Raw genomic sequence first — 13,851 nt, forward strand, 5'->3', positions numbered from 1 at the left:
TAGGGACAGAAAGTGGGACATGGCGGAGGGCAGGTGGGCAAGTGGATGCCGAGAGGCGGGCGATGGATGCCTCTCCCGCGGCATGTCCCACTTATTGACGCCATGGCGGCTGTTGAGGACAGAAAGTGGGACATACCGCGGTGGGCGGATGCTGCGGGGCGGCATCATGTCCCACTTTCGGTTGGTATGGCCACTCTTGAGGACAGAAAGTGGGACATACCGCGGTGGGCGGATGCTGCGGGGCGGCATCATGTCCCACTTTCGGTTGGTATGGCCACTCTTGAGGACAGAAAGTGGGACATGCCGCGGTGGGAGTAGCTGGCCAGCGGGTGCGGCTCAGCGGGTGGCCTCTTCGAGGAGCTCCAGGATGTGGCGGTAGCCGACGCCGGTGGCGCGGGTCATGCCGAGCTCGCACGTGCGGTTGCAGGAGGCGTGGGCGTCGCCGGCCAGGGCGGCGACCTCGGCCGCCTCGGCGGCGGTGGCCGATGCGGTCAGTTCGGGATGCAGCATGCCGCGGTCGCCCGCGAACGCACAGCACCCCCACGCGTCCGGGGTGACGACCTCGTCGGCCACGCGCTCGGCGATCCGGCCGAGTGCGTCGTTCAGTCCCATCTGGGTGGAAGAGCAGGTCGGATGCAGCACCAGGCGTGACGCGACGTGCGACGCCGCAGGCAGGCGCGGCAGCACCTCGCGGTCGACGAAGGCGACCGCATCCTCCACCGTGGCGTCGAGGCGGGCGCCCGCGAGCAGGTGCGCGAAGCCCTCGGTGCAGCTGGACGCGTCGCTGACGATCGGCAGTCCGGCCGCAACGGCGGTGCGCACGGCGTCGACGACCCGCCTCTGCATCACGTCGCGCCCGCGCGGGAATCCCTTCGACGTCCATGGCGTGCTGCAGCACAGCGCCTCGATGTCGTCGGGCACGGTTGCGGCGATCCCCGCGCGGGTGAGCAATGCGGTGAACGCGGCGCTCGCACCCGCACCGCCGCCCGCACCGCCGAACATGCTGCCGACGCACGCCGGCAGGTACACCGCGACCGGCTCGGCGCCGGCCGCTCCGACGTGGCGCCCGAGTATCCGCCGCGCGCGGCCGCCCGCGGGAAGCTCGGCCGAGTAGCGCGGCACCGTGTCGGAGCCGGCGACGGCGCGCGTGGCATCCGTCACCGCCGTCACCGCACCGGCGGGTGCGGCGTCGGCCAGCGTCAGCGCACCGGAGCCCACGCGCGTGACCGCTCCCCAGCTGCGCGCGGCGGCGGTCCATCCGGTCTCGAGAATGCGGCTGCGGTTCTCGGTGCGAAGGCGCTTGACGAGGGAGCCGGTGTCGATGAGCACGGGGCACGCCGTCGCGCACATGCCGTCGGCGGCACAGGTCTGCAGGCCCTCGTAGGCGTAGTCGCGTTCCAGCTCGCGCCGCAGGTCGTGATCGCCGGATGCCCTCGCCCGCTCCATCGCGCGGCGCGTGACGATGCGCTGGCGCGGCGTGAGCGTGAGGTCCTTCGACGGGCACACCGGCTCGCAGTAGCCGCACTCGACGCACCGGTCGGCCTCGGCCTCGATCGACGGCGTGAGCTTGATGTGGCGCACGTGGGCGTCGGGGTCGTCGTCGATGATCACGCCGGGGTTGAGGATGCCGGCGGGATCGCACAGGCGCTTGAGCTCGCGCATGACGTCGTAGAGCTCGTCGCCGTACTGCCGTCGCACGTACGGGGCCATCGCGCGTCCGGTGCCGTGTTCGGCCTTGAGGTTGCCGCCAGCGGCCAGTACCAGGTCGACCATGTCGTCGGTGAACCCGGTGAGGCGGTCGAGCTGCTCGTCGGTCTCGAACCGGTCGGTGAGCATGAAGTGGATGTTGCCGTCCTTCGCGTGTCCGAAGATCACGCTGTCGCGATAGGCGTAGCGGGAGAACAGCTCCTGCAGTGAAGCGCACGTCTCGGCGAGGGTGGGGACGGGGACGACGACGTCTTCGAGGAGTGCCGTCGTGCCGCTTGCGCGAGCGCCGGCGACCGACGCGTAGAGGCCCTTGCGGAGCTTCCAGGCGCGGGCACGGATGGCCGCGTCGGTCGATAGGGGCGCCGGTGCGCGCAGCGGCTCGGCGCCGAGCGCGCGGTCGCCGACTGCGACGAGGCGGGCGAGGGCGTCGGCCTCGAACGCCTGGTACTCCACGAGCAGGGCGGCGTGGCGGTGCACGTCGAACCCGACGATCTGCGGTGGCGCGTCGGCGAGAGCCTGACCGACGCGCAGCGAGGTCGCATCCATCAACTCGACGGTGGCGGCGCCGGTGTCCACGAGAGCCGGGAGGGCGCGGGTCGCGGCGTCGAGGTCGTCGAAGACGGCGAGGGCGGTGGCGGTGTGAGGCCGGATCGGCACCGTGCGGAAGGTGGCCTCCGCGACGAACGCGAGGGTGCCCTCGCTGCCGATCACGAGGTGCGCGAGCAGGTCGGCGGGGCGATCGTGGTCGAGGAAGGCGTTGACGCCGTAGCCGATGGTGTTCTTCATCGCGAACTGGCGGCGGATGAGCTCTACCGTCGCGGGGTTCTCGGCGACTCGTCGCCTCAGCCGCAGCAGCCCGTCGACGAGGCCGGGTTCGGCGCGCTGCAGCGCCTCGTCGGCGTCGGGTGCGCCCGAATCGACCCGTGTGCCCGAGGGGAGCACGAACACCATCGACTCGAGGGTGCGGTAGGTGTTCTCGGTCGTGCCGCAGGCCATGCCGCTGGAGTTGTTGTTGACGACCCCGCCGATCGTGCAGGCGGCCTCGCTGGCGGGGTCGGGACCGAGCCGGTATCCGTGGCGCGCGAGGCGGGCGTTGACCTGACGCACGGTGGCGCCCGGCTGCACGCGCACGCGCCGGCCGTCGTCGAGCACGTCGATGCGGCGGAATCCGCGGCGCACGTCGACGAGCAGTCCGTCACCGGCGCTCTGTCCCGACAGGCTCGTGCCGCCCGATCGGAAGGTGACGGGGCGGCGCAGCGTCGACGCGGTTCGCAGCAGCCGAGCGACCTCGGTCGCGTCCGCCGCGGTCACCACCGCTTCCGGGGTGAGCAGATAGTGGGATGCGTCGCTCGCCTGGGCGACGCGGTCGATGGCTCGCGTGCTGAGGCGTGCGGGATCGTCGAGTTCCGCGGCGAGGCGGGAGAGGCCGGTGTCGGCGGAGGTTGCGGCCGTCATCGACTGCCGGCCTCGGACTCGCCCAGCCGGCGCACCTCGTCGAAGAGGTCGACGCCGCCGACCTGGCCTCCCTTCAGCAGGAGTTCCACGCCGTCGACGGCGGGGTCGTCGGCGTGGGCGCGCAGCAGCACGATGTTGCCGACCGGGTTCGCCGCGATCGACAGCGACCGCACGCCCAGCAGCGTCGTGATGCGACTGGAGGTGTCGCCACCGCACACGATCACCCGAGACGCGGCGCCCGCGTCGAGCACAGCCGCCACGATGTGGGCGCCGGCACGGGCGAGCGCGTGCAGCGGGTCGGCGTCGTCGAGGCGGAGGTGGTCGGACCGGAAGGCGACGCTGCGTCCGGCGCCGAGCGCGGTGATCGTGCGCGCGATCGCGGCGTCGCGGTCGGCGGCATCCAACGGCAGGGTCTCGACGAGCCAGCCGGCGTCGGCGGCGGCATCCATCTGGCGACGGGTCTGGGTCGACCGGCTGCCCGAGACGGCGAGCACGGGCCCGCGTGCCGGGGTGGCGGCCGGCGGCGGCGACTCCCGACCCGGGCGTGCCGTGGCGACGGCGAGACTCAGCCCGCCTGACCCGACGGCGAACACCGGCGTCTCGAGCGCCGCGATGGCGCGGCCGACGAGGGCGAGGTGGGCGGCGTCGGCGGCGTCGAGCACCGTCGCCGCGGCGGGGGAGGCCGCGAGGGCGGCCATCACCGCCGCCGACGAGGTGTAGCGGGTGAACGGGATCCCGTCGATCGGGAGGGTCGTCTGTCGCGACAGGTGGCGGGCGAGATCGGATTCGGTCATGGGCGTCGACGGGTGCGTCGACATCGTCGGCTGCCGGTCGAGGCGGTGCACGACGCCGTCTTCGGCTGCGAAGTGGTGCCCGAAGACGGTGTAGCGTCCGAAGTCCGGCTGGGCGAACAGCAGCGGGACGGGGCCGTCGCCGACGACGTCGCGGGCGATCTCGATCACGCGTCCGATGCTTCCGACGTCGGGGGAGGAGTCGGCGGTCGAGCAGGCCTTGTACTGCACGAGGGGCGGATGCAGCGCCGCAAGGGCCGTCAGCGCCGGGCGCACTTCGGCGTCGAGCGCCTCGCGCGGCAGAGACCGGGCGATTCCGGCGATGCCCACCACGTCGACGGTCGCGGCCGCCTCACGCAGCGCGTCGTCGTCGGGAAGGCCGACGAACAGCCGTCCGCTCCAGCCGGCGCGCGCGAACTGGAGGAGGGCGTCGACGCTGCCGGTGAAGTCGTCGCCGTAGAACCCGGCGCGCGGCGCGGCGCCGGCGGCCTCAGACACGAGCGGCCCCGAACGCCTCCGTCGCGCGGCGCAGGGCGGCGGAGCGCTCGAGGGCCGTCTCGACGCTCTCGCCCGCTGCCGCCGACGCCCACGCCTCGCGCATGCTCGCCACGCCGGCGCGCGCACCGTCGGGGTGCCCGTGGATGCCGCCGCCGGCGAGCACGAGCAGATCGGTGGTCCCCGTCTCGGCATAGGTGGCGTGCGCGAGGCCGCCCCACTGCCCCGAGGAGAGCACGGGCACGGTGGATTCGAGGCCGAGGAGGGGCTCCCGGACGGCGGCGATCGCATCGAGCACCTGCGCGTCGGTCTCGTAGAACTTGTTGGAGATGCCGTTGGTGTGCAGGTGGTCCGCGCCCGAGAGGCGTGCGATCTTCTGCCACGCGCGGAAGCCGATGCCCAGCTGTTCGGATCGGCTGATCGACCCGAACATGGCGCGGTGCCCGTGGATGGGCAGCTGCGAGCGGCGGCGGATGTATTCGAGGCCGGGCAGACCGACGAGGTTCACGCACACCATGATGCAGGTGCCGCCGGCGGCGAGCACGAGATCGTGGTTGGCTTCGAGCCGGTCGATGTCGTCGGTGATGTTGAACGCGTACATCGGCTTGACGCCGGTGCGATCGGCGTGGCGTTCGAGCACCGGCATCACCGCCGCGACCCGCTCCCGCAGCGGGGCCTGGGGGCCGTTGCCCTGCAGCTCGTCATCCTTGATGAAGTCGACGCCGGCCGCGGCGAGATCGCCCACGAGGTCGGCGAGGTCGGCCGGGGAGAGCCCGATGCTGGGCTTGACGATCGTGCCGATCATGGCGCCGTCGGGGCGGGACATCAGTCGTCGGGTGCCGGCGACGCCGAACTGCGGCCGGCGTAGCGCTCGGCGAACGCCGGAGGCAGGTCGAGGTCGACGAGCTTGATCGCCGACAGCTGCTTGATCTCGAACAGGTTCCCCGCGACGGCGGCCAGCAGGTTCGGCAGCGAGGGCCCGAAGTTCTCCAGGGGGAAGCGGATGCGCAGCCGAGCGCGTCGCCGCGTGGCCGGGTCTCCCACCGACCCGGGCAGCGGTGATGCGCCGGTCAGCGGGATCTCCTCGAGCGATTCGACCTGGGCCGCGAACCGCGCGCGCAGATCGTCGGACTCGCGCTCCACCCGCACGAAGGTGCCGGTCGACTGCTCGCCCGCGAGCACCTCGGCGGCATGCTCCAGCGGCAGGGAGGTCTCGATGATGTAGGTCGCGATGACGTGCGGCGCGGTCATGGTGCTCACCACACCACCGGCAGCCATACCGACATCTCGCCCGGCCCGCGGTTGCTCCACGCGTAGTACGGGATGAGGCGCGCGCCCGCCGTTCGCACGGTGGCGTCGTCGAGGTCGGCGTAGAGGGTGTCGTCGGGGCGGGGGAGCACGGCGATCTCGGTATCGAGTGCGATGACGCGGTGCCCGGCGATCTCGGCCTGGACCGGTGAGAGCTCCGTGCCACGGCGAAGGGCGGCCTGCTCGAGCATCACGCCCTCGGGAAGGTCGTGGCTCTCCAGCGCGTAGACGACCGGGCCGCGCTGCACGGCCACCTGGTTCGTCACCTCCTCGGCGAGGCGGTGCGCGCGCAGGAGCCGCACCGGCATGGGCAGGTCGAGCACGATCTCGTCGCCGGCCGACCACGCGCGCTCGATGCGGGTGTAGGAGGACGGGGCGCTCACCGGGACCGGTTCGCCGTTGACCGTGAGCGTCGCATCCGACGACCATCCCGGAATGCGGAGGTGCAGCGGCACGGTGCCGGTCGCTTCGCGCACGGTGAAGACGATGCGCCCATCCCACGGGTAGTCGGAGTGCTCGTCGAGCGCCAGCATCCGGCCCTCCTCGAAAGGAACGTCGATGCGGGATCCCCCGTACTGGTGCACGAACAGACCGTCCGGTGACACCGAGGCGATGCGCTCGTGCAGCCGCGAGAGTGTGCGGGCGATGTTCGGCGGGCAGCAGAAGCAGCTGAGGTAGCGTGCCCGCCCGCGCGCGTCGGAGGCGGGAGGCTCGGGCACCGGGTGGAGGGCGGTGTCGCCCGCGCGCCGCAGCGGGAAGGGGAGACCGCGCACCTGGCGCAGCGGGTTGGTGTAGAAGTAGGTCGTGCCGTCGAGGCCGATGGTGGACAGCAGCGAGTTGAAGGCGATGCGCTCGATGACGTCGGCGTATCGCGCGTCGGGCTCGAGGGCGAGCATCCGCTCGGACCAGAAGATCATGCCGATCTGCGCACACGATTCGTTGTGGGCGGTCGTGTTCGGCAGCTGGAAGGGGCGCCCGTACGCCTGGTGCACCCGGCTGATCTCGCTCTGCCAGGGGTAGCCGTCGGGCGAGGCGCCGTCGTAGAGGGCGCCTCATCCGCCGGTGATGTAGAGCTTGGTGTCGACGACGTCGTTCCAGAGGCGCTCGAGCACCGACGTCAGACGCTCATCGCCGGTCTCGGCGACGAGGTCGGCGAGACCCGCGTAGAGATAGTTGGCACGAACCGCGTGACCGGCGACGGCGGTCTGCTCGTGCACCGGGATGCGGTCCTGATTGTCGTCGCCGCCCTCCTCGAACTCGTCGCGCACGCGCAGGAAGTCCTCGGCCAGGCGCAGGTGCTGCTCGTCGCCGGTGACGCGGTGGAGTTCGATCGCGGCCATGTAGTGCGACGGGCAGATCGCGCTGCGGGCGAGCTCCACGGGCTTGTCGGTGGCGAGGCTCTGCAGGAATCGTGCCGCGTTCTTGGCCGCGTTCAGTAGAGTCTCGCTGCCGGTGACCTCGTAGTGGCGCACGGCGGCGGTGATGAGGTGGCCGAGGTTGTAGGTCTCGAAGTTGAAGCGATCGGCGAGGGCGACGACCTGCTGCCGGTGGCGTTCCGAGATCGCCGTGGGGGTGTGGAGGTATCCGTCCTCACGCTGCACGGAGGCGATGAGGGCCGCGATGTCTTCCAGCTGCCGTTCGACCTCGGCATCGGGATGAAGCTCGAGCTGCGCGACGGCGGATTCGAACCACTTGTAGGTGTCTCCGTCCATGAACGGCGGACCCTGGTGCTCGCCGTCTTCGAGTCCGGCGGCGATCCGGAAGTTCGTCAGGCCGGGGCTGATCGCCGGGTCACGGAGCATGTCCCACATCGAGGGGACGGTCACCTCGTGCGTGCGCTGCGCGATGCCGGCCCAGAAGCCGCTCGACCAGCGCGCGTTCTCCGCCGTGAGCGGATGCAGCGGGGCGTGGGTGCGCAGGGGAGTGGTCGCCGACATTGGCAGGTCCTTTCGCATCAACGTGGTCACAGGCTAACCTGGGTGTGCAACTTCTCGCAACGCTGCATGGATATTCATCCAGCCGTGGACTCCATCGAAGGGGATGATCGACACATGTCCGAATCCACACGGGTCGCCTTTCTGCACACCGGCGCGGTGGTGATCGCGCCCGTCGCCGAACTCGCACGCGAGTTCCTTCCGGGTGTGGACACCGTGAACTATCTCGACGACCGTATCGTCGCCGACCTGCGCGACGAGAGCCGGGCCGCGGGAGTTGCGGCGCGGGTCGCCGAGCTGGTGCGTGCGGCGAAGACGGCCGGGGCGGATGCGGTGATGCTCACCTGCTCGTCGATCTCGCAGCTGGCCGTTACGACGGCGGACGAGGTCGGCATCCCCGTGCTGCGCATCGACGAGGCGATGGCCGACGAGGCGGTCGCGACGGGGGATCGCATCGCCGTGCTGGCCACGTTGCCCACGACGCTCGAGCCCACGCTGGCACTGATCGGTGAGCGCGCCGCCCTCGCGGGAGCGAGGCCGACGGTCGTCAGCGAGGTGATCGACGGCGCCTTCGCCGCGGTGTCCGGCGGCGATCGCGCGTCGCACGACCGTCTGGTCGCCGACGCGATCACCCGCGTCGCCGCCGATGCCGACGTCGTCGTGCTCGCTCAGGCCTCGATGGCGTCGGCTGCGGATGCGGCGCACGTCGACGTTCCGGTGCTCACGAGTCTGCGCCCGGGCATCCAGCGCCTGCGCGACATCGTCACGCGCAGCTAGGTACTCCGGGTGAAGGGATGGGGTGCGCGGGCGGGCTATCCGGTGTCGGCTCGCGCGCGGGCGGGACTGCCGCGACGGGGTGAGCGACTCGGAGCCGCGTGGCCTGGGGCTTTCGATGCCGGTCGGAAACGTCGCTGCGGATCCCACCAGGCGGGACCGCGCACGTGCGGCACACCGTCTCGCATGACGATCTCCCACCCCGATCGCTCCAGCGTGCGGTGGTGGAAGAAACACAGCGGCACGCCGTTGTCGACGTGGGTCGGGCCGCCCCGGGCGTGCTCGTCGACGTGGTGCACCTCGCACCAGCGCGCGGGCACCGGGCATCCGGGAATGATGCACGATCCGTCGCGCGCGATGATCGCCCGCCGCTGGGCCGCGCTGAAGATGCGGCCGCTGAAGCCGAGGTCGATGATCTTGCCCCTCGGGTCGTGCACGACGCGCTGCACCGTTCCGCCGCACGCCACCTGGTGGGCGACCGCGACCGGCACTGCGCCGATGCCGTCGATATGGGCGGCGCGACCCGCGGCTAGATCCTCAGCGCTCACCGAAACGACCAGCGTGGGTGCCGCGCCACCGATCGTGGGAGCGTCGGCGGCTCGCGCCGCGATGCCGAGCGCAACGGCGAATGCATCGTGCTGGCGCTGCGACACCGTGCGGTCGTCGTGTACGGCCGGCTCTTCGGCGGATCGTTCCGCCGCGTCGTCGGTGAAGCGCGGTCCCGGCGCGCGCTCCGGACCGTGCGGATTCAACACGGCGTCGATGAGTATCTGCAACTGCCCGGCCACCTCGGGCAGGAGCTCGCCGCGCACCGGAATAAGACCGTCGCGCCCGCGTACACCGACCCACAGCCCACGGTCGCGGAGCGCGCGCTCCTCGAAGGGCGCGGCACCGTCTTGATCGAGGCGGTCGACGAGGGCATCGGCGAGCGTGCGCAGTTCCCACGCGTCCATCGGAGGATGCTCCGCGGGCGCATCGGTCACGGGCTCGCCGTGCTCGTCGAGGTCGTCGGAACGGATGCCGCGCGCGGCCGCGGCGAGAACGCGATCTGCCAGGTGCATTCCCGCCGGGTCGATACGAGCCGACGCCGCGCGCAGGCGCGCCGTGGCGGCCACGACTCCGGCGGCCGACACGGCGCCGTCGCGCATCGCCGCCCGCATGGCGGGGAACGCACCGGGCAGGGGCTCGCCCGAGGTCAGGGACACCTCGTGCGGGAACGCCGCAGCCGCCGCGGTCCACACGCCCGCCTGCTTCTTGTCGCACCGGGTCGTGCGGCGCAGCAGGTCGCCCACGTTCGCGCAGCCGAGCCGGGTGGTCAGCTTCTCGTCGTGACCGCCGGTCGAGGCCGACTGAGCCTGAACGGTGGAGGCCACGATCAGCGCATCGACCTGGCGGGACACGTCGCCGAGCACCTGCAGCACGCCGAGAAGTTCGCCGTCGGTGGCGGCACCGGCGACCAACTCGTCGGAGGCGCCGGGCACGAGCGCGCTGAGCCGATCCTTCAGATCGGTCAGGGTGTCGAGCGCTTCGAGCATGCCTCCATTATCGAACATACCTCCGACATCGCCCGGCGACCGCTCACGCCATCCGCCGCCGCACGACGAGCCCCGCGCCGATCGCCACGGCGATCACCGCCAGCACCGGAAGGAGGGGGATCACCCCCGAGCCGCCGGTCACCGGAAGCGCGCCCGGAGCGGCCGTGTTGACGAGCGAGAAGGCGAGTGTCGCGCCGGCATCCACCGTCGTCGTCACCCAGCCGTCCGCGTCCGGGGTCAGCTCCTCGCCGTCGATGCTCCACGTCGCTGCACCCCAAGCCACGCCCTCGACGGACGGCGGTGCGAGCTCGCGCAGCCGCACGGTCGCGCCGGCGGGCACATCCACCACCTCGACCGTCTCGCCCGCCGCCACCTGCGACGTCTGCGCCTCGCCGTCGTCGACGATGTACTCGATCGTGAAGGCGGTGTCGGTAGGCACCTCGGATGCGGCTCCGCCGGTGAGCGTCTTCGTCACCGTGAACCCTCCGGTCGGCTCGGTCGACGCGGTGTTCGTCATGACCAGGGCGAGCGGTTCCGGATCGCCGTCCACGCGTAAGGCCACGAGTCCGCCCGGGGTCGTCGGCACCGGCTCGCCCGCGGCGGTCCAGGACACGGCGCCCCACTCGACACCGTCGATCTCAGGGAGATCCCCTTCGCGCAGCTCCACCGTCGAACCGACCGGCAGATACGGCGACACCGCCGGCGCACCGATGCCGGCGTTCAACGGATCCTGCGACTGCAGGCCGAGCCACCACTCGACCGGGAACGTGGTGTCGGCCGGCACGAGGTCCGCGGCGTCACCGCTGACCGCCTTCTCCACCGAGAAGCGGGCGAGCTCGGACACGGAGTTCACCAGCTCCCGCTCCGCCACGACGCCTGGTCGCACAAGCAGGAAGGCGGAGGGGTTCCAGGTCGCCTCGGCCCACGCGTAGTTCGGCGGTAGCGCCGAGGCGTCGGGCTCGACCTCGGCCAGGCGCACCGCCGTGCCCACCGGGAACTGCACCGGCTCGCCGTCGACGGTCGGTCCCGCCGGGGTTCCGTCGGCGGGAACCTCGATCGAGCCCGTCGCGATGCCCGCGAAGGGCTGATACGCCGTGTACTCGACGGTGAAGGATCCGGCGAGCACATCTCCGGGGTCGATGCCCGCGAAGCGCTTGACCACCTGGAAGGTGCTCGTGCGCAGGGTCGCGGAGTTGGTGAGCGTCGCGGTCGCGACGGGCTCGTCGTCGCCGACGATGACGAGCGGCTCCGGGGAGACGACGGGGTCTCCCCAGTCGATCCATCCCACACCGGGAGGTGTCTGCTCGACGAAGGTGACCTCGGTCCCGACCGGGAATGTGACCGGCTGCCCCTCGTCATCGAGCGGCGAGACCGCTGTGCCGTCGGCCGGAAGGCGCACGGTGCCGGTGACGACATCGCCGAGCGGCGTCTGTGCAGTCCACGCGACGGCGAAGCCGATGGTGGCGGGAAGGTTCGCGCCGTCGATGCCGGCGAAGGCCTTGCTGAGGGCGAAAGTGCCTTCCTGCAGGGTGTTCGAGATCTCGATGACGATGTCGCCGCTCTCGGCGATCGGGATCTCGACGATCGCGCCGTCGAGCGGACCGGCGCCCTCGAAGTTCTCGGGGGTGAACGTCTGCGGTTCGCCGTCGTCGGTCGTGACGGTGAAGGTCGGCAGCTCCCACGCGTCCGCGTCGGTCGGACTCCCGTCGAGCGTCGGCACGAGCTCGGCGAGGGCGATCGCATCGGCGTCGGTCTCGAGGTCGTCGAGCGTCTCGGGATCGCCCACGGGCAGGTCGCGCGTCGTGCGTTCCCCGGCCGGATCGGTGTTGTAGCTGACCTCGTAGCCGAACCGATCGTCGGCGGCGTCTCCGCTGGCTGACTTCACCAGGGTGACCGTGCGGTCGGCGGATTCGGGGGTGAGGAGATTCACGAGCGAGACGGCGACCGTCGACGTGTCGTCGATCTCGAACGTCGCCGAGGGGTCCCAGCTCGCGCCGGTCCAGTCGTACCCGGGAGGCGGCGTGACGCCGGACAGGTCTTCGTCCAGCGATATCTCGGTGCCGACGGGGAAGTCCTGTCCGACGGGCGCGGGCGTTCCGTCCAGCGGAACCTCGAGCGTGCCCTCGGCGATCTGCTCGCCGCCGAACGACGCCGTCCATGTCACCGGCACCGTGCCGGCCGGCGGCGCCGGGGTCGACCCGTCGGTGGTCTGCACCGACTTCGTCACCTCGAACGTGCCGACGAGAGCGGTCGCGGTGTTGGTGACGACGATGTCCGCGGTGCCGGTGCCGACGGTGATGCTGTCGGGCGCGATCGTCGGCGAGCCCCATTCATAGCCGGGGACCGACGGCGGGGCGATCTCGTCGAAGACGATCTCGGTGCCGATCGGGAACTGCTCGCCGGGGTCGACCCAGCCCCCGTCTGCCGGCACGTCGAGGGATCCGGTGAGCTCGGTTCCGTCGGGCTCGGTGGCGGTCCATGACACGGTGAACGTCGTCCCTGCGGGCAGGTCGTCCTCGGCGATGCCCTCGAGCGCCTTCTGCACCCGGAACGAGCCGCTGTCCGCCGCGCACGCGATCTCGCCGGCGAAGAGGAACGAGTGCACCTCGCCGCCCTCGAGCACGACGTTCTGACCGATCACCTGCCCGTCCAGCGGTGCCGCGTCGACGGTGACGTTCGCGTTCGGCGCGTAGATGGATCCGTCGATCCGGCCCTCGGCGGCGGTAACCGAGACGTCGCCGGTGAGCGCCGAGAGGTCCCAGAAGGTGTACGGCGAGTAGGTGCCCTGCGGGTCGATGCGCAGGCCGACGACGTCGGTGGTGCCGGCGGGAACGCGAATGATCAGCGGATTCGCGGCACCCGGAGTCGGACCGGCGGAGAACTGCAGCAGCGCCGCACCGGCGATCTCGCTGTAGTCGACGACGTTCGGTCGATCGGCGCTGAGCGGCTCGAGCACTTTGCGCGAACCGGCGTCTTCGGCCACGCCGACCGGATAGCCGAGGTCCAGGGTGGGATCGGCGATCTCATCGAGACACGCGGCGGCCTGGTCGTAGTCGGCCTGACGGTTCGCCTCCACGTAGTCGGCGACGGCGGTGGCAGACGTGTCGGCCGTGTAGATGCTGCCGTCGCCCGCTGCCGAGGCGGGGGGAGCGGCATCCTCGGGGTAGACCTGAGCGGTCGCGTCGATGAGCGGCGTCTGGTCGGGGTTGGCCGGGTTCGTGTTCAGCCGCAGCCAGTCGGCGCGCGTGAAGGCCTGGAACGGTCCGTCGCGCTGCACCATCTTGAGGTCGCCCTGCAGAGACGGGTCCGACGTGCCGGCACTCGTGATCGCGAGGATGCCGCCGCTGCCGGGACTGTACTCGCCGACGAGCAGCCGCGTCGGGTCGCCGTCGACGGTCGGCAGCGTGTAGTCGGCCGTTCCGGCGGCGACGTGGATGATCGTGTACTGCCCGTCGCCCGGCTTGGTGGCGACGCCCCCGGCCGCGAGACTGCCCTCGGTCTCGTCGTTGCCCATCGTGAGGTCTTCGCGGGCGTAGACGGTGAAGCCGCCGTTCAACGCGAACGGGTTGAAGGTGTCGGGGTATGCCGCCTGAGCCGGCGCCGGCGGCGCTGCGGCGGTCGCGACGGTGGCGCCGGTGGCGACGAGGGCGGTCGCGACCGCGCCGGCCACGATCGAGCGGATGCGGGACCGAGCGGTGTGAGGCATGGCGTCCTTCGAGGTGTCGCGCATCCCTCGGTGCACGGGAGCGTCGTCGCGACGACGGTACCGCAGCGGTCTCGATACCGGAACCCTGGGCGGCACGAGACCGGGCCCGGCGTCCGAGACCCGCACGCTTACGGAGGAGAAACGCC

General features: G+C 71.5%; 8 protein-coding genes and 1 pseudogene. 1 reads left to right on the forward strand and 8 read right to left on the reverse strand.

Going from position 1 to position 13,851, the window contains the following annotated elements:
* Positions 1–336: 336 nt before the first annotated feature.
* The 6 genes and pseudogenes from ACGG9C_RS16370 to ACGG9C_RS16395 all read right to left on the reverse strand — a co-directional run.
* Positions 337–3,162 carry an FAD-binding and (Fe-S)-binding domain-containing protein gene (locus ACGG9C_RS16370; protein ID WP_194383876.1) on the reverse strand — a complete coding sequence of 942 codons (2,826 nt, stop codon included), beginning with the start codon at positions 3,160–3,162 and terminating at the stop codon, positions 337–339.
* A complete protein-coding gene (locus ACGG9C_RS16375; protein WP_194383875.1) occupies positions 3,159–4,451 on the reverse strand; it encodes a four-carbon acid sugar kinase family protein in 1,293 nt (430 codons plus the stop codon). The genes ACGG9C_RS16370 and ACGG9C_RS16375 overlap by 4 nt, the downstream gene beginning before the upstream one ends.
* The gene (locus ACGG9C_RS16380) at positions 4,444–5,274 is read right to left on the reverse strand and encodes a RuBisCO large subunit C-terminal-like domain-containing protein (protein WP_237673308.1); all 831 of its coding nucleotides are present in this window, start codon (positions 5,272–5,274) and stop codon (positions 4,444–4,446) included. Before ACGG9C_RS16380 ends, ACGG9C_RS16375 begins: the two co-directional genes overlap by 8 nt.
* Positions 5,274–5,699, reverse strand: coding sequence for a hypothetical protein (locus tag ACGG9C_RS16385; protein ID WP_228480839.1), 426 nt, complete (start codon positions 5,697–5,699; stop codon positions 5,274–5,276). The genes ACGG9C_RS16380 and ACGG9C_RS16385 overlap by 1 nt, the downstream gene beginning before the upstream one ends.
* A 5-nt stretch (positions 5,700–5,704) precedes the next feature.
* The gene (locus ACGG9C_RS16390; protein ID WP_390178911.1) at positions 5,705–6,064 is read right to left on the reverse strand and encodes a hypothetical protein; all 360 of its coding nucleotides are present in this window, start codon (positions 6,062–6,064) and stop codon (positions 5,705–5,707) included.
* A gap of 9 nt (positions 6,065–6,073) precedes the next feature.
* A pseudogene (locus ACGG9C_RS16395) lies at positions 6,074–7,711 on the reverse strand (glycoside hydrolase family 127 protein); the annotation flags it as partial.
* Between the two features lie 96 nt (positions 7,712–7,807).
* On the opposite strand from ACGG9C_RS16395, the gene ACGG9C_RS16400 reads away from it, so the two are divergent.
* A complete protein-coding gene (locus ACGG9C_RS16400; protein WP_194383874.1) occupies positions 7,808–8,467 on the forward strand; it encodes an aspartate/glutamate racemase family protein in 660 nt (219 codons plus the stop codon).
* Between the two features lie 35 nt (positions 8,468–8,502).
* Here the strand turns inward: ACGG9C_RS16400 and ACGG9C_RS16405 are convergent, their stop codons facing one another.
* Both ACGG9C_RS16405 and ACGG9C_RS16410 read right to left on the reverse strand, forming a co-directional pair.
* Complete coding sequence (locus tag ACGG9C_RS16405; protein ID WP_194383873.1) at positions 8,503–9,999, reverse strand: HNH endonuclease signature motif containing protein; 1,497 nt, start codon at positions 9,997–9,999, stop codon at positions 8,503–8,505.
* A 43-nt stretch (positions 10,000–10,042) separates the two neighbouring features.
* Positions 10,043–13,705, reverse strand: coding sequence for a DUF5979 domain-containing protein (locus ACGG9C_RS16410; RefSeq protein ID WP_194383872.1), 3,663 nt, complete (start codon positions 13,703–13,705; stop codon positions 10,043–10,045).
* Between the last annotated feature and the right edge of the window lie 146 nt (positions 13,706–13,851).

This window comes from Microbacterium sp. MTN4-26 (genome assembly GCF_042846595.1).
Lineage (GTDB): Bacteria > Actinomycetota > Actinomycetes > Actinomycetales > Microbacteriaceae > Microbacterium > Microbacterium luteum.